Annotated in this window: 20 protein-coding genes; 17 read left to right on the forward strand and 3 right to left on the reverse strand. The window is 26.6% G+C overall.

Annotation, left to right across the window (positions count from 1 at the left end; genetic code table 11):
* Nucleotides 1–359: 359 nt before the first annotated feature.
* Nucleotides 360–695, reverse strand: coding sequence for a DUF1622 domain-containing protein (locus tag Q0G30_RS10770; RefSeq protein ID WP_294389692.1), 336 nt, complete (start codon nucleotides 693–695; stop codon nucleotides 360–362).
* 167 nt (nucleotides 696–862) lie between these two features.
* On the opposite strand from Q0G30_RS10770, the gene Q0G30_RS10775 reads away from it, so the two are divergent.
* From Q0G30_RS10775 to scpB, 17 genes are all read left to right on the forward strand, one after another.
* Nucleotides 863–1,531: an HD domain-containing protein gene (locus Q0G30_RS10775; RefSeq protein WP_294389694.1), complete on the forward strand. Its 669-nt coding sequence runs from the start codon at nucleotides 863–865 to the stop codon at nucleotides 1,529–1,531.
* Between the two features lie 85 nt (nucleotides 1,532–1,616).
* The gene (gene spoIIM / locus Q0G30_RS10780) at nucleotides 1,617–2,252 is read left to right on the forward strand and encodes a stage II sporulation protein M (protein WP_294389695.1); all 636 of its coding nucleotides are present in this window, start codon (nucleotides 1,617–1,619) and stop codon (nucleotides 2,250–2,252) included.
* 74 nt (nucleotides 2,253–2,326) lie between these two features.
* Nucleotides 2,327–3,205 carry a tyrosine-type recombinase/integrase gene (locus Q0G30_RS10785; RefSeq protein ID WP_294389696.1) on the forward strand — a complete coding sequence of 293 codons (879 nt, stop codon included), beginning with the start codon at nucleotides 2,327–2,329 and terminating at the stop codon, nucleotides 3,203–3,205.
* Nucleotides 3,206–3,248: 43 nt separating this feature from the next.
* Nucleotides 3,249–4,421 (forward strand): phosphopentomutase, encoded by a 1,173-nt coding sequence (locus Q0G30_RS10790; RefSeq protein ID WP_294389701.1) that lies wholly within the window; start codon nucleotides 3,249–3,251, stop codon nucleotides 4,419–4,421.
* An 18-nt stretch (nucleotides 4,422–4,439) separates the two neighbouring features.
* Nucleotides 4,440–5,744: a pyrimidine-nucleoside phosphorylase gene (locus Q0G30_RS10795; protein ID WP_294389703.1), complete on the forward strand. Its 1,305-nt coding sequence runs from the start codon at nucleotides 4,440–4,442 to the stop codon at nucleotides 5,742–5,744.
* 171 nt (nucleotides 5,745–5,915) lie between these two features.
* Nucleotides 5,916–7,130: a D-alanyl-D-alanine carboxypeptidase family protein gene (locus tag Q0G30_RS10800; RefSeq protein WP_294389706.1), complete on the forward strand. Its 1,215-nt coding sequence runs from the start codon at nucleotides 5,916–5,918 to the stop codon at nucleotides 7,128–7,130.
* A gap of 93 nt (nucleotides 7,131–7,223) precedes the next feature.
* Nucleotides 7,224–7,838 carry a hypothetical protein gene (locus tag Q0G30_RS10805; RefSeq protein WP_294389708.1) on the forward strand — a complete coding sequence of 205 codons (615 nt, stop codon included), beginning with the start codon at nucleotides 7,224–7,226 and terminating at the stop codon, nucleotides 7,836–7,838.
* 141 nt (nucleotides 7,839–7,979) lie between these two features.
* On the forward strand, nucleotides 7,980–8,693 hold the full coding sequence (locus Q0G30_RS10810) for a PspA/IM30 family protein (protein ID WP_294389712.1): 714 nt from the start codon (nucleotides 7,980–7,982) through the stop codon (nucleotides 8,691–8,693).
* 34 nt (nucleotides 8,694–8,727) lie between these two features.
* Entirely contained in the window at nucleotides 8,728–9,780 is a 1,053-nt protein-coding gene (locus Q0G30_RS10815; RefSeq protein ID WP_294389716.1) for an SPFH domain-containing protein, read from the forward strand.
* A 71-nt stretch (nucleotides 9,781–9,851) separates the two neighbouring features.
* Nucleotides 9,852–10,463: a DNA-3-methyladenine glycosylase gene (locus Q0G30_RS10820; protein ID WP_294389719.1), complete on the forward strand. Its 612-nt coding sequence runs from the start codon at nucleotides 9,852–9,854 to the stop codon at nucleotides 10,461–10,463.
* Between the two features lie 55 nt (nucleotides 10,464–10,518).
* Entirely contained in the window at nucleotides 10,519–10,884 is a 366-nt protein-coding gene (locus tag Q0G30_RS10825; protein ID WP_294131356.1) for a methylglyoxal synthase, read from the forward strand.
* A 208-nt stretch (nucleotides 10,885–11,092) separates the two neighbouring features.
* Nucleotides 11,093–12,043 carry a GTP-binding protein gene (locus Q0G30_RS10830; protein WP_294131353.1) on the forward strand — a complete coding sequence of 317 codons (951 nt, stop codon included), beginning with the start codon at nucleotides 11,093–11,095 and terminating at the stop codon, nucleotides 12,041–12,043.
* Nucleotides 12,044–12,055: 12 nt separating this feature from the next.
* Nucleotides 12,056–12,691 carry a GTP-binding protein gene (locus Q0G30_RS10835; RefSeq protein WP_294389721.1) on the forward strand — a complete coding sequence of 212 codons (636 nt, stop codon included), beginning with the start codon at nucleotides 12,056–12,058 and terminating at the stop codon, nucleotides 12,689–12,691.
* Between the two features lie 16 nt (nucleotides 12,692–12,707).
* A complete protein-coding gene (locus tag Q0G30_RS10840) occupies nucleotides 12,708–13,616 on the forward strand; it encodes a permease (RefSeq protein ID WP_294389724.1) in 909 nt (302 codons plus the stop codon).
* Nucleotides 13,617–13,674: 58 nt separating this feature from the next.
* Entirely contained in the window at nucleotides 13,675–14,343 is a 669-nt protein-coding gene (locus tag Q0G30_RS10845) for a hypothetical protein (protein ID WP_294389726.1), read from the forward strand.
* Nucleotides 14,344–14,432: 89 nt separating this feature from the next.
* The gene (locus Q0G30_RS10850) at nucleotides 14,433–15,185 is read left to right on the forward strand and encodes a segregation/condensation protein A (RefSeq protein ID WP_294389729.1); all 753 of its coding nucleotides are present in this window, start codon (nucleotides 14,433–14,435) and stop codon (nucleotides 15,183–15,185) included.
* A complete protein-coding gene (scpB, locus tag Q0G30_RS10855) occupies nucleotides 15,178–15,876 on the forward strand; it encodes an SMC-Scp complex subunit ScpB (protein WP_294389732.1) in 699 nt (232 codons plus the stop codon). Before Q0G30_RS10850 ends, scpB begins: the two co-directional genes overlap by 8 nt.
* A gap of 54 nt (nucleotides 15,877–15,930) precedes the next feature.
* On the opposite strand, the gene ytfJ is transcribed toward scpB, so the two are convergent.
* Entirely contained in the window at nucleotides 15,931–16,338 is a 408-nt protein-coding gene (gene ytfJ, locus Q0G30_RS10860) for a GerW family sporulation protein (RefSeq protein ID WP_294389735.1), read from the reverse strand.
* Nucleotides 16,339–16,360: 22 nt separating this feature from the next.
* Nucleotides 16,361–16,939, reverse strand: coding sequence for a DUF2953 domain-containing protein (locus Q0G30_RS10865; protein WP_294389737.1), 579 nt, complete (start codon nucleotides 16,937–16,939; stop codon nucleotides 16,361–16,363).
* Between the last annotated feature and the right edge of the window lie 32 nt (nucleotides 16,940–16,971).

Consider the following 16,971-nt stretch of genomic DNA (forward strand, 5'->3'; position numbering starts at 1 on the left):
TTCATACAGTAAAGGCTTTGGATTGTATAAAGTTTATAGAGTGTTATGAGATGGAAGCCAAAGAGATAAAAGTAAAAGATATTATTATATGATCTATAAAGAATATAAACTAAATTTAAAATAAAAAAAGTAATCACTAATTATAAAAGTATGTGATTACTTTTTTTATTATGTCGTTTACTTGTTTTATATTTAGATGAATAAAATAAATTCAACTGATTAACATATAACATAATTTTATATACAAAAAAAAGTACTTTGTAATGAACAGTGAAAAAAATGTAGTGAAAAGTATGAAATAGTAATATATTGGAATAAAAATGGTGTATAAATTTGTAAATAATTATCAGAATTTCATATTAAGAAGTAGTATTTTTTTTACTTTCTTCTATTTTCATTTCCTTCTCTAATACAAATGTCATAATTATTCTTATAATAAATACAGAGGCTAGTATTACAAGTTCATCCATACTTTTTATAGTAACAGTTTTTAATATTTCTGCAGCTAATTTAAAATCTAAAGTGGTAATCATAACATCTGCAAATTCATATTTAATATTAATATCCTTTTTAAAGAATCTTTTTTGAATATAATGATAAAAGGCTGTAAAAACCCCCAATGTTAATATTAAAATTCCCATAAGTTCAAATAAATGAATAAGTATAGGTAAATATTTATTAAATAATTCTTCCAAAACAACTACACCTCAAATAAATAATATATTTAAGTTACCCTAAAATTAAATATATTATTACAAATAAAATAATAAAGTATTATAAAAATAATTTGTTTTAAAATAGTACAATGTAGGGAAACTAATTATAAAATAAAATATTAAAAAAATAAAAAAAGGAGGAAACCATGGAGGTAAATAGATTAAGAAAAATACAAGACAATTTACTTATCTATAATAAACCATCAACATATTTAGAAGAAATAAAACCTTCTCTAAAAAATACTCCCTTAGAACCATTAATAAATTTAGAGAAAGTAGAACAAAATAAAAAGTATCATCCAGAGGGCAATGTATGGAATCATTTAAAACAAGTTGTTGATATAGCAGCTAAAGTAAAAGAATATGCTAATGATAAAGGAACTTTTATGTTAGGGGCTTTATTACATGATTTAGGAAAAGGAACTACAACTAAAAAAAATAAACAAGGTAGAATAATATCATATAATCATGATATTGAAGGAGAAAAAATAGTAGATAAAATATTAACATATTATGGTTATGAAAAGTGTGAAAAACAAAGAATTTTAAATTTAGTAAAATATCATATGCATCATCTTTATATAATTAAAAATTTACCATTTGCTAGAACAAGTGAATTAGTAAAAGAGGTAGATTTAAATGATATGATTTTAATGTTCGTAAGCGATAGATTAGGAAGAGGTCAAGTTGAAAAAGAAAACAAGTTAAGTGAAATTGAAGATATTCAACAGGTTATAAGAATATTAGAGAGAAATTATAGTTTAGATTTAAATGAAATAAAAGAAAAAATTAAAAAAATAAAAAAAATTATATAAAAGTATAATTTACATATATTCAATTATGAATATACTTGAAAATTCCATCATATTATTAACATATAACAATATGGAGGTGTTTTCAGTGAATATAATAAGTAAATTAAATTTAAATAAAAAAGAAAATAAATTTTTTTATTTGATGGTTTTTATATTTTTCTGCGTAGGAATAGCATTAGGTACATATATAGTGAAATATATGAATGCAAATGATGCAAGTGATCTTACAAGCTATTTTTCTACATTTACAGAGAGCATTGTTAAAGAGCCGGTAAATAGTAAAGCATTGTTATTAAATGTACTTAAGAAAAATTTAATACTAATAACAATAATAATAGCATTATCATTTACGGTATTTGGTACACCTGTAATTTTACTTGTAGATCTTATTAAAGGATTTACATTAGGGTATACCTTTAGTTTTCTAATTTCAACCTTTGAAGGAAGAGGATTATGGCTGGCTTTAGCTTCTACAATACCACAGAATATTATTTATATTCCTTGTTTTATTGCATTAAGTATAGTTGGAATTGAATTTTCTTCAACAAAACTTAAAGATAGGTTCTTTAATAAAGGTAAAGTAAATACAATAGTAGAGAGAGAACTAATTTTAAAGATAGGGGTATTTGCATGTGTATTTATTATCGGTACTTTTATTGAAGCATATATTTGTCCAAATATCATTAAATTCGTAGTAACAAATGTTTATAAAGTTGTTTAATAAATAGATAATTATAAAAGGAAATTAAAAGCAAGTGTCGAATAATAATAAATAAGGTGGGAATGGGGAGAATTATGAAGGAAATAGTAAATGAATATAGGGAGTCATTACTTGAAAGTCATAAAAGTGATAACACTGTTTATGCTTATGTAACTGATGTTAATTTGTATATTAAATATCTAAATAGTAAAGATATATATTTAGATGAAACTGACAATGAAACTGTAAAAAATTATATAGATCATCTTTTAGAAGAAGGAAAATCTGAAAGATCTATAAGTAGAATTGTTATTAGTTTAAGAAGTTTTTATAATTATTTAAAAGAGCAAAAAATAATTAGAGATATACCAAAGATATATTATAAGAGCACGGATCAGTCTAAAAAACTTCCAGAAATACTAACTGTAGAAGAAGTAGATAAGATAATTAAGATAGTTGATAAAGATTGTAATAAAGGTATAAGAGACAATGCTTTATTAGAGTTAATGTATGCAACTGGTATGAAAGTTTCAGAAATAATTAATCTATCTGTTGAAGATGTAAATCTTGATTTACTCTATGTTAGATGTCATGATAATAAAAATTATGAAAGACTTATACCAATAGGTAGAAGTGCAGAAGCTGCATTAAAGGATTATTTAGCTATAAGAGATATAATTGCTTCAGCTGGAGTGCCAAATTTATTTGTAAATTTAAATGGTAATCAATTAACTAGACAAGGGGTTTGGAGAATAGTAAAAGAGTATTCTCATAAAGCTGGAATAAATAAGGATGTTAATTTAAATACCTTTAGACACTCTTTTGCCGTACATTTATTACAAAATGGAGCAAATGTAAGGGCAGTACAAAAGCTTTTAGGAAATCAAGTATTAACTTATATGGATACTTACTATGAGATAATAAATAATGATAAAATAAACTTAGTTTACAAGAACTCCCATCCAAGAGCTTAAGGGCTTTGAAAAGGGGCTTTATATACGAAAGGAGAAAATAAATATGAAAAGAGCTATATTAGTAGTATTAGATAGTGTTGGAGTTGGAGAATTAAAAGATGCAAAGCTTTATGGTGATGAAGGAAGTCATACATTAGACAATGTATATAAGTCATGCAAGGGTCTTGAAATAAATGAATTAGAAAAATTAGGAATAGGTAATATAGAAGGTGTAAATGGTCCTAAAAAGTGTGATAAGGCAATAGGGGCCTTTGGTAGATGTGAAGAAGCATCAAAAGGAAAAGATACAGTAACAGGACACTGGGAAATAAGTGGAGTTATACTTGAAGAACCTTTAAATACTTATCCACAAGGATTTTCTGATGATATAATAAATGAATTTAAGAAAAGAGCAAATGTTGAAGGTATATTAGGAAATATAGTAGCATCAGGAACTCAAATAATTGAAGATTTAGGAGAAGAACATGTGAAAACTGGCTATCCTATTATATATACTTCAGCGGATAGTGTATTCCAAATTGCTGCACATGAAGATGTTATTTCTCTTGAAAGACTATATGAAATGTGTGAAATAGCAAGAAATATGCTTGTTGATAAGTGGGCAGTAGGAAGAGTTATTGCAAGACCTTTCATTGGTGAAGCTCCAAACTTTAAAAGAACTTCTAATAGAAGGGATTATGCATTAGATCCATTTAATAAAACTATGCTTGAATATTTAAAGGATGCAAATTATGAAGTTGCAGCTGTTGGGAAGATAGAAGACATTTATAATAAAAAGGGAATTACAAGTGCAGTTCATACTAAGAGTAATATGGATGGTGTAGATAAGACTTTAGAATATATGGATACTGTAAAAGAAGGACTTATCTTTACAAATCTAGTTGACTTTGATATGTTGTATGGACATAGAAATGATCCTGCTGGATATGGAAAAGCACTTGAAGATTTTGATAATAGATTACAAGAAGTCTATGGCAAAATGAGTGATGAGGATATCCTTATAATAACAGCAGACCACGGCTGCGATCCAACTACTAGCAGCACAGATCACTCAAGAGAACACATACCAGTTCTTGTATATGGTAAGAATGTTAAAGCTGGTGTTAACATTGGTACAAGAGAAACATTTGCTGACATAGGAAAAACTATATTAGACTTCTTTAATGTAGAAAATGAATTAGTAGGTAAAAGTTTCTTGAATGATATAGTAAAGTAGCTAGAGGAGGAAAGACTTATGAGAATGTATGATCTAATTATGAAGAAAAGAAAAGGTGAAGAATTAACTACAGAAGAAATAAACTTTTTTGTTGATGGATTTACTAAAGGAGAGATACCAGATTATCAAGCATCAGCAATGCTTATGGCAATTTTCTTCAATAAGATGAATAAGAGAGAAACAGCAGATTTAACTAATGCTATGGTTGAATCAGGAGATAAAATAGATTTAAGTAATATAAAAGGTATAAAGGTAGATAAACATTCTACAGGTGGAGTTGGAGATAAAACTTCAATTTGTTTAACTCCTTTAGTGGCATCAGTTGGAATTCCAGTAGCTAAAATGTCAGGAAGAGGACTTGGACATACTGGAGGAACTATTGATAAGCTAGAAACATTTAAAGGTTTTTCAGTTGAACTAACAGAAGAGCAGTTTATGGAAAATGTTAATAAAATTAATATTGCTATAATGGGTCAAAGTGGAAACTTAGTTCCAGCAGATAAGAAATTATATGCATTAAGAGATGTTACAGCAACTGTTGATAATATGTCTTTAATTGCATCAAGCATAATGAGCAAAAAATTAGCTTCAGGAGCAGATGCAATAGTTTTAGATGTTAAAGTTGGTGATGGTGCATTTATGAAAACACCAGAAACAGCTAAAGAATTAGCACAAGAAATGGTTGATATAGGAAAGCATTTAGGAAGAGAAACTATTGGAGTTATATCTGATATGGATCAACCTTTAGGATATGCTATTGGAAATAGCTTAGAAGTTATAGAAGCTATAGAATTATTAAAAGGTAATGGACCTAAAGACCTTTTAGAGTTAACATTAACAATTGGATCAAATATGTTACTTTGTGCTAAAGTGGCAGAAAGTGAAGAAGAAGCAAGAAAAATGCTTATAGAAAATATAGAAAATGGAAAGGGATTAGAAAAGCTTAAGGAGTTTGTTAAGGCACAAGGTGGAGATATTACTCCTATTGATGATTATAGCAAGTTCCCTCAAGCTAAGTATGTAGAGAAAGTTACTTCACCTGTAGATGGGTATATAACAAAAATTCATGCAGAAGCTTTTGGGCTTATAGCAATGGAATTAGGTGCAGGTCGTGCAACTAAAGAAAGTGAAATTGATTTAGCTGTAGGAATTGTTTTAAATAAAAAAAGAGGCGAAAAAGTAAAGAAGGGAGATGTTCTAGCATACATACACTCAAATAATGAAGAGAAAATTGAAAGGGCTAGAAAGAGCATCTTAGAAAATATAGTTATTGAAGATAGCTATGATTTAAATATACCATTAATATATGATATAGTAAGATAATTTTATTAATTTACTTTAAGTTTAGCTTGATATTATTAGAGCAGATTATGGTGATGCAAGTAAGTTGTAAAGTAACTTAATGTTTATAAAATATGATAAAAAGAATTTAATATTCTCTTTATCATATTTTTATTTTTTTAGGAAATAATAAGCTTAAAAGGAGGAGAACAAATGAAAAAGAAAATATTTAACAAAATCTCTATTATTCTTTTATGTTTATTATGTTTAAATACAGTTATTCCAATTGCTGCAGTTAAAGAAAGTTCAGAAGAATTATATCCAAGTGAAGTTTATACAGCATGTTTAGAGGAAGGAATGAATGTAGATGCAAAATCTGCATTACTTATTGAGCCTATAAGTGGAGCGGTATTGTATGAAAAAAATCCAGATGAAAAATTTGCGCCAGCATCTGTTACAAAGATAATGACCATGTTACTTGCAATGGAAGCAGTAGATAGTGGAAAAATAAGTTTAGATGATAAAATTATTTGTAGTGAAAATGCTAAAAAAATGGGTGGAAGCACTATGCTTCTTGATATAGGTGAAGTAAGAACTGTAGAAGAAATACTAAAAGGTATAGCTATTGCTTCAGGGAATGATGCAGCTGTTGCTATGGCAGAATTTTTAGCTGGTTCTACAGATGAGTTTGTAAAACTTATGAATGAACGTGCTAAAGAATTAGGAATGACAAATACAACATTTAAAAATTGTAATGGCCTACCAGAAGAGGGACATCTAACAACTGCAAGAGATATTTCTATAATGTCACTAGAGTTACTAAAACATCCTAAAATATTAAAATATAGTGGTACATATATGGAAACTATATCTGAAGGAAGAAAAAGTCCAATAGAATTAGTAAATCATAATAAATTAGTTCGTTTCTTTGATGGTTGTGATGGATTAAAAACAGGATTTACACAAGAAGCTAAGTACTGTATAAGTGCTACAGCAGTTAGAAATAATGTTAGAATGCTTGCAGTAATAATGGGTGCACCAACATATAAAGTTAGAAACCGTGATGCAAGTATGCTAATGAATTATGGATTTTCTAAATATGAAGGTAAGAAATTATTTAATAAAGATGATGATGTAGAAACTGTTTATTTAGGAAAAAGTAATGATAGATTCTTTATAGCTAAGGCAAAAGATGATTTAATTATTGTTACTTTAAAGGGTAGTGATGGAGATCCAATAAATAAAATAGTATTAGATGAAATTAAAGATAGCTACACAGAGGGCGAAGTTATAGGAAAATGTGAAGTATATTTAGATGATCAAAAGGTTGGAGAAGTTGAGTTATATTGCGATAGAGATGTTGAAAAGGGTGGATTCATAGACAACTTGAAAGATAATATGAAAAATTTATTTAAAAAAGGTGTTTAAAGAAAATTAATATATTTAAAGAGATTAAAACATTTATATAATGGATTAATCTCTTTTTTTATATTAAAATGTAAAGTGGGGAAGGTGAGTATTTTGAATAAAAATATAATATGCGCTATTATTATTTTAGGATTATTAACTGGTTGTTCAAGTAATAATAATGATGTAAATAATGATACAAATAATGGAGTTATAGAAGTTGAAAATATAGTAGAACAGCCTAAAGTTTATACACAGTTTACAGCACTTGGGAAAACATATGAATCTAGTAAGGATATAAATACATTAAATGATGGAGATTTAATATATCATGATTATGGGGATATTCCATATGTTGAAGGTGAATATAAAGAAGTTGATTTTGGATTAAATTTACTAACAGAATATTTAGCTAAAAATCAAGGTGTATATGATTTCATTGTAAGTAGTTGGGATAGTACAAGTGATACAGTTCAACTAATTTCAGGTGAAGAAAAAGAAAGTATTATGCAAAATGTATATTTCTTAGGAGAGCAATTTGAAGTGGGTGAAGATGATCCTATTTACTTTAAAATAGATAAAGTAATTTTACAACAAAAATTAGAGGATCAAGTAATATTAGAGTTTAGAGGATATTTATCTGCTACCAATGGAAATTTTAGACCCTTAGGAACATTTACTGTTACTGTATATACAAAAGAAGATAAATTATATGGATCAATATTATAGGAGCTATAAAAAAATAGCTCTTTTTTTATTAGAATATATTTAGAAATTATATATAATAAAAAATAATAGATTTTGTTTTAAAATAAATAATGGTAGAATATAGTTGTATAAATAAGGGTAATAAATTTAGGAGGAATATATATGTCAATATTAAAAAGATTTACTGATATAATGTCGTCTAACATTAATGCTTTATTAGATAAGGCTGAAGATCCCGTTAAAATGATAGATCAATTAATGAGAAATTTAAATGATGATTTAAATAAGGTTAAAGCAGAAACAGCATCAATTATGGCAGATGAGACTAGAGCAAAAAGAGAAGTTGATGAGTGTCAAAGCAATGTAAATAAAATGTTAGACTATGCAAAAAGAGCTGTAGAGGCAGGAAATGATGATGATGCAAGACAATTCTTAGCTAAAAAGGCAACATTAACAGAGAAACTAACAGCACTTAATACTAAATATGAAGCAGCAAAAGCTAACTCTGAAAAGATGAAGCAAATGTATAATAAATTAAATATGCAAATAGAAGAGCTTAATGAAAGAAGAAGTACAATTAAAGCAAAAATGGCAACAGCAAAAATGCAAGAAAGAATTAATAAGATGGGTTCTTCAATTAATAGTTCTGCTTCAAGTATAGATTCTTTTAGTAGAATGGAAGAAAAGGCTAATAGAATGTTAGATGAAGCTAATGCAATGGCTGAATTAAATTCAAAACCAACTGATAGTATAGATGATTTAATGAGTAAATATGATAATAAGAATTCTTCAATAGAGGATGAATTAGCAGCTTTAAAAGGTTCTAGTAGTGCAATTGAAAATGAATTAGATAAATTAAAAGAAAATAAACAATAAAAGAATGCTAGTATAAATAGCGGGAGGAAAGATAATGGGTTTATTCGGTAACCAATTTTTAGACGTAATTGAATGGAATGAAACAAGAAATGACGTTATTTTTTGGAAGTGGAAAAATAGTGAAATAAAAAAGAATAGTAGATTGATTATAAGGCCAGGTCAAGATGCTATATTCTTGCATAATGGAAAAGTTGAAGGTGTGTTTACTGAAGAGGGTAATTACGAAATTGAAACAGAAATTATTCCATTTTTATCAACATTAAAAGGGTTTAAATTTGGATTTAAAACAGGGCTTAAGGCCGAAGTTCTATTTGTAAATACTAAAGAATTTTTAGTAAAATGGGGTACTAAAAGTCCAATTAATATACAAGCACCAGGAATGCCTGGAGGAATGCCAATAAGAGCTTTTGGTTCATTTAACGTTAAACTAAGTGATCATATGGTTTTAATTGATAAAATTGCAGGAATTAAGAGTCAATTTACTGTAGATGATGTAAAACAAAGAGCTTTAGCTGTAGTTGATCAGCTTTTAATGAAATGGATTGTTAAAGAAGGAAAGGATATGTTTAATTTACAAGCAAATTCCTTTGAAATAGCAAAAGGTATAAAAACAGATTTAGATATGGAAATGATTAAGATAGGTCTAACTGTAACAACATTAAATATTGAAAACTTTAGCTATCCTGATTCAGTACAAAATATGATTAATAAAAATGCTGCGTATGGAATGGTAGGTAATATAGGGAATTATCAAAATGTAGCCATGACTGAAGCTATGGAGAAAAATCCTAATAGTAGTATGGCTAATATGGCTCAAGCTGGTATGGGAATGCAAATGGGAATAAATATGATGAATGAAATGAAGAAAAATATGGAGCAAAGTTCATCATCAAATAATACTAGTAAGAATACTTGTAAAAACTGTGGAGAAGCTTTAAGTGAAGGAGCAAAATTCTGTAGTAATTGTGGAACAAAGGTTTTGGTTAGCGAAAATACAGAAAAGAAAAATAAATTTTGCAGTGAATGCGGTGCAATAATTAAAAGTGATTCAAAGTTCTGTGGAGAATGTGGGGCAAAGGTTAAATAAGGAAGTATTTTAATGACTATTATAAGAAATAATATTATTAGAATATACTTATTTAGATTTAGGAGATACAAATGATTATAAGTAAAGAGTTTTATAATAGAAGTGCCCTAGATGTTGCCAAAGACTTACTTGGAAAAGTATTAGTTAGAGAAGTTGATGGAAAAATTTTAAAAGGAAGAATTGTTGAAACGGAAGCCTATATAGGAACTATAGATAAAGCCTGTCATGCATATAATGGGCGTAGAACTAAACGTACAGAAGTATTATATGAGGATGCAGGGGTTTCATATATTTATTTTATATATGGATTATATCATTGTTTTAATGTTGTAACTAATAAAAAAGATGTAGCTGAAGCAGTTTTAATTAGGGCTCTTGAACCAATTAACCAGCTAGATTATATTTCTATGATTAGGTATAATAAGAATTATGATGAACTTACAAAAACACAATCAAAAAATTTAACTAATGGTCCTTCAAAGTTATGCTTAGCTTATCTATTAAATAAGGATTTAAATGCAGTAAAGCTTTATGAGAAGGGGCCTGTATATATTATTGATGAAAATAGTAATGATTTTGAAATTGTTGAAAGTAAGAGAATAGGAATAGATTATGCTGAAGAGGCAAAAGATTTTTTATGGAGATTCTATATAAAAGATAATATATATGTTTCTAAAAAATAATTTAGTTATAAATTTTAATTTATATAAAGTTTAATAGAAAAGGGAGAGAATACAGATGAGAGTAGCATTAATTGCACATGATAAGAAAAAAGATGAGATGGTTAATTTTGCAAAAGCAAATGAAGATAGACTATCTAAATTAGAGCTTTATGCAACAGGAACAACTGGTTTAAGAATAATGGAAAATACTAATTTAGAAATTCATAGACTAAAAAGTGGTCCACTTGGTGGAGATCAACAAATAGGTGCATTAGTTTCTGAACAAAAATTAGATTTAGTTATATTTTTAAGAGACCCATTAACATCACAACCACATGAACCAGATATCAATGCATTGTTAAGATTATGTGATGTATATGAAATACCACTTGCAACAAATGTTTCTACAGCTCAATTAGTTTTAGATGCATTACACAAGTAAAAATAATAAAAGATAACTTAAAAAGGAGTTGCTAAATGGCAGCTCCTTTTTGTTGTATAACGTTCACAATTTAGTGATACATTTACAATATTATTATATGTATAAATTATAATAATATTCAAAAGTACTTAGAAAATAAAATTTGCATAAATGTTATATATAAATCATAGAATTTTTTGAGAAGAATAATAAGGGAAAGTAATAGATTATGAGTGTTAAAGTAGAGATTTTTTCTGGATTTCTTGGAGCTGGAAAGACACAGTTAATTAAAAAACTTATAGAAGAAGGTTACTATAAAGATAAAATTGCTATTATTGAAAATGAATTTGGAGAAGTAAGTATTGATGGTGAAGTTTTAAAAAGAACGAATACTTTAGTAAAGGAAATAAATGCTGGGTGTATTTGTTGTCAAGTTACCGGAGATTTTAAAGAGTCAATAATAGATGTTGTGGAAAACTGTAATGTAGATAGACTTTTAGTTGAACCAACAGGAGTGGCAAAATTAAGTGACATAAAAAAAGTATTTAATGAAAAAGAATTAAAGGATATAGCCGAAGTAGAAAAAGCTATAACTGTGGTAGATGCAGAGAAATTTGATTTGTACTTAACGAATTTTAAGAGTTTTTTTATTAATCAAATAAAAAATGCAGATATTATAATTTTAAGTAGAACACAAAATATTAGTATTGAAGAAGTAAAAAGATTAGAAGAAGAAATTAGTAAATTAAATTCTAGAGCAATAATAATGGGAAGACAATGGAGTAATACAAAATCAGAGGAATTAATTCCAAAGGTATTTTTAACAAAAGATAGAGGTATTTTAAAGGAAAAAATTAATTTTAGAAAGAGTAATCCTAGTACTCGGAGTATAAAAAAGGAAAGAAATGAAGAAAGTTTATTTGAAAGTTTTGCTTTAAAAATAGATAGAGATGTATCTAAAGAAGAACTATTAAGCAAGTTTAATTTTATAAAAAATAGTTTTGAATTTGGTGAAATAATTAGAGCAAAAGGTATTGTTAATACTAAAAATGGAAAAGAACAATTTGATTACACTTTATCTGAAATAAATATGCAAAAGATAGCATATAGAGGAGATGCTGTTATTTCATTTATTGGAACTAATTTAAATAAAGAGAAAATTAAAAAGTTTTTTAGTTAAGAAGGTGAAAAGATGAAGGTTGACGTAGAAGTAGTTACTGGATTTTTAGGGGCTGGTAAGTCAGCCTTTATTAATTCATTAATAAATAAAACTATTGCATATAAAGAAAGAATAGTTGTTGTTACTTGTGAAAGCGGAAATACTCAAATAAATAAGTTCAATGAAAATGGACAAAGTGTAAATCATATTAGTTTTATGGGAGAAAATCTAGAACTTAATAATGAGATATGTAAAATAGTAAAGAAATATAAACCTCATAGAATAATTATAGAGTATAACGGAACAGATACATTAGAACATTTATATAAATGCGTATTTGATAATGAAACAGGAAAACTAATAAAACTTTCCACAATGTATTTTGTTTGTGATGGGAGAAATATTGAGTTTTATATTAAGAATATGGGAGAAATATTATTACCATTTATACAAAATAGTGATGTAATTGTAATTAATAATTATAATATGGATAAAAAATTGGAAGTGGATCAAGGTATTAAATTATTAGAAAGCTTAAACCATAAAGCTCAAATAATAAAATCTGAGAATAATAGTAGTTTTAATTTAGCATTAGAGAATAGTAATTTATTAGAAGATAAATTAGTAAGAAATATGAGGGTAAAATTAATAGATTATATGAGAAAGTAAGATAGCGGGTGATAAAGTGAGTATAAGTAAATTTGAAGCATGGATGTGGAGTTACCTAGGGATTATTGTTGAAGCAATACCGTTTCTACTAATAGGAGCAGTGTTATCAGCTTTAATTCAAATTTACGTATCAGATGAATTAATAAAAAAAATAATTCCTAAGAATAGTATCATAGGATATTTTATAGCAGCTATATCAGGAGTACTTTTTCCTGTATGTGAGTGTGCAATAGTTCCAATTACGAGAAGTTTAATAAAAAAGGGATTGCCTATTGGTGTTGGAATAACATTTATGTTATCAGTTCCTATAGTTAATCCTATTGTAATTATGTCTACATATTATGCATTTCCTAATGATCTAAATATGGTTATATATAGAACAGTAGGTGGTGTAATAGGTGCTTTAATAGTTGGAATAATTATTGGATTTATTTATGATAAAAAGAAAAATACAGAAGTTTTAAAAAGGGAAGAAGTTGCTCTTTATTGTGATTGTTGTACTTTTAGTAATAATTATTATATTTCATTAAAGGGAAAAATAAAGAATTTAGTATTAAATGCATCTAATGAGTTTTTAAATATTAGTATTTATTTTATTTTTGGTGCATTTCTTTCAAGTATATTTGTAGTATTTCTTCAAGATAGTTTAATTAATAATATCACATCAGGAAAGGTAGTAGGAATTGCAATAATGATGCTATTAGGTTTTTTATTGTCATTATGTTCAGAGGCAGATGCATTTGTTGCCAAAGGATTTATGGACAACTTTGGAGCGCCAGGAGTTATAGCATTTTTAATATTAGGGCCAATGATGGACTTGAAAAATTTAATATTATCTTTTGGATTTTTCAAAAGAGTCTTTGTATTAAAATTGCTTTTAATAATTTGCATAGTTGTATTTGGAGTATGTTTAGCATTAGTATAATTTTATAAAATTAGTGAATATTTGAGTCTTTTACTTTTTACTAATATAAGAGGTGTATATGAAGAAATTTAATATTGATGAGTTAATATGGTTTATTATATTAATATTATTAGATTTATCTGTAATATTTTTAATAAGAAGTGGAAATATAACTAACTTTGTAAGTAGTGATATGATTATTTATTTTTATTTGAGCATAATAATATTAACTATCTTTGCTTTATTTCAATTTAGTAGAATTTTTACAATAAAAAGAAGAATAGAAACTACCAATAAATTTATTCCTTTAACATTTACATTATGTATTGGAGTAATTTTATTATATATATTTCCATTATTAAAGCAAAATGAAAATACAAATGAGAATTTATTATTTAAAAATCATACAGATGCAATAATTATAAATAATGATAATTATGATATAGTAAATGAAATTATACAACATAAGGATGAATATGAAGGAAAAGCTATATTATTTTTAGGATATATTGATAATACTAAGGAAAGTTCAGATTTTATAGTTATATCTAGACAAATGATAAAATGTTGTCAAGCTGATAAAGAAAAAATACAAATAAAAGCAAAGGGAATAAAAGATGACTTAGAGGAAGGACAATGGATTAATATTTATGGAAGGATATGCTTTGACGATGATTTTTATATTTTAGTAGAAGAATATAAAATGCAAGATGAGCCTAATGATATATATTTTCATGACCATCTTTAAGGCTTGTTCTTTTAAAAGAAAATTGTTATTATATAAGTTATGAAACCCTTAAAAGGAGCATAATAAAAACACAAAGGCGGGATGAATTAATGGAATTGCCAAAGATAAAAGTGGCAGATTTTGAAGGACCTTTTGATTTATTACTGCATCTTATAAAGAAGAATAAGATGGATATATATAATGTAGAGATATATAAAGTTACAAATCAATATTTAGAGTATCTTAATACAAGAAAGGTTATGGATCTTGAAATAACATCAGAATTTATTGTTGTTGCAGCTACATTAATAGAGATAAAATCAAAAAATCTTCTTCCAAAGATAAAAGTGGAAGAGGAAGAAAATGAAGAAGATATTGAAAAAAGATTAATGGAAAAATTAATTGAATATAAGAAGATAAAGTCAGTATCTGAATTCTTTAAAGAGCGATATATAAATCAAGGTGATGTTTATAGTAAGAAGCCGGAAATAATTGAAGAAGTTAAAGGTGAACCAGTTAATAATGTTGACATATTTAAAAATATAACATTGTTAGATTTATATAATATTTATAATAGAATATTAGAGAACTATAGAGAAAAACAAAATAAATTTAATATAGTACAAAAGAAAATATACGTAGATAAGTATAAAGTTGAAGACAAAATGAATGAACTTTTAGAAAGAGTTAATTCAAATAAAGTAATTGAATTTGAAGACCTAATGAAAGAAAGTTCTTGTAAGCTTGAAACTGTAGTCACATTTTTAGCATTACTTGAACTTATAAAAATTAGAACTATTAGCGTTTATCAAGATGAGAGTTTTGGAAATATACTTATCAAGAGGAGGAGAGATAGTGAGTAACATTGATGTTAAACAGTATGAATTTAAAGAACTATCTAGAAAGTCTAATATAAAATCAGCTATAGAATCAATGCTATTTGTAAGTGGTGAACCTTTATCATTAAGAGATTTAAGTAATAATTTAGAGATTAAAGATAATATTATTGAAGAAATAATAAAGGAAATGATGAATGAATATGAAGAAAAAAGCAGAGGAATTAGATTAATAAGCATAAATGGAGCTTATCAATTAGTTACTAAAAGTGAAAATTCAGATTATATTCAAAAGCTATTAAAGAAAAATAAAAGACATTCACTCTCACAAGCTTCTATAGAAAGTTTAGCTATTATAGCATATAAACAACCAATTACGCGTATTGATATAGATGAAATAAGAGGGGTTAAGTCAGAATCAGCAATTCAAAAGCTTGTTGAAAAGGGACTAATAAAGGATATAGGAAGATTAGAGGTTCCAGGAAGACCTATCCTTTATGGAACTACAGATGAATTTTTAAGACAATTTGGACTAGAAACATTAAAAGAATTACCATCACTTGATTTATATAGTGATAAAGAGGCTAAAAGCTCCATGGAGGTTCTAAATCAAGCTCTTCAAGATATTAATTATGAAGAGGCTAGTGAGAAATCAAAGATTAAAGATAGTGAAATCAATATAGATGATGCAGAAGTTGCATCAGATGAAGAAGTTTAAAAATTAATACAAAAAGATATAGCTACTGAATAATTTTTCAGTAGCTATATCTTTTTATAGGTTATCGTTCTTATCAACTTTTTTATCATTGAAGAATCCTTTTAATATTTCAATAAATTGAGGAATAGAATCAACCACTCTATCAATAGTATTATCATAATCAACTGGTTGTAACTTTACAATTCCATCTTTAACAATTAGGAAAGCAATAGGCCTAACACTAACTCCAGCTCCAGATCCGCCACCAAAAGGATATTTTTCCTCTTCTTTTCTTAGAGATGTATGGTTACCAAATTCACTTCCACCAGATGCAAAACCAAAGGAAACTTTAGATATTGGAACAATTGAAGTACCATCACTAGTTTCTACAACATCTCCAATTACAGTATTAACATCTATCATATCACGCAAGTTTTCCATAGTGCTTCTCATTAAATTTTCTAATTCATGTTTATCAGTCATAATAATCCCTATATCTAGGGAATCACCTCCTATTTTTACGAATAGATTTATAAATAATAAATAATATATAAATAATTTGAGCTAAATTAAAAGTAATTATACTACGTATTGTAAGTTCAAATAGTAGTTCATCTTTAAATATTGGATTAAAATCAGTCTTTAATAATTTAACTTTAAATAATATAGAAAAAATATAAAGTAAAATTGGGTTAATGTTATAAAATAGACCTAAACATATGGCAGTTCTACTAGCATCTCCTAGAGAATAGCTAGAATTACTAGAAAATCTAATTGATGGTTTAAATTTATTTCTTTTTAGATTTATATAAAGAGTTTTTAAAAATGGTTTTAAATTTAAATTTTTTCCTTTATAATCAATCTCAATATCATCCTTAGTTTTTGAGTAGTTTATTTTTGACTCTTTTATAATGTTATCTTTTTTGTTTAGAAACTTTTTTAAAATACCATCGTCATTAGATATAATATTAATATTATAAAATTTTATATAATACCTATCTTTAGAATAATGAAGATTAAACTTTAAAGGGATAGGTATAAATAAAATAAATATTAAAGCAACAATAATTATAAAAAAAAGCATAATTAACCTCCCCTAGCTTTTTATAGTATTGC

It is taken from the genome of uncultured Clostridium sp. (genome assembly GCF_934754925.1).
Lineage (GTDB): Bacteria > Bacillota > Clostridia > Clostridiales > Clostridiaceae > Clostridium.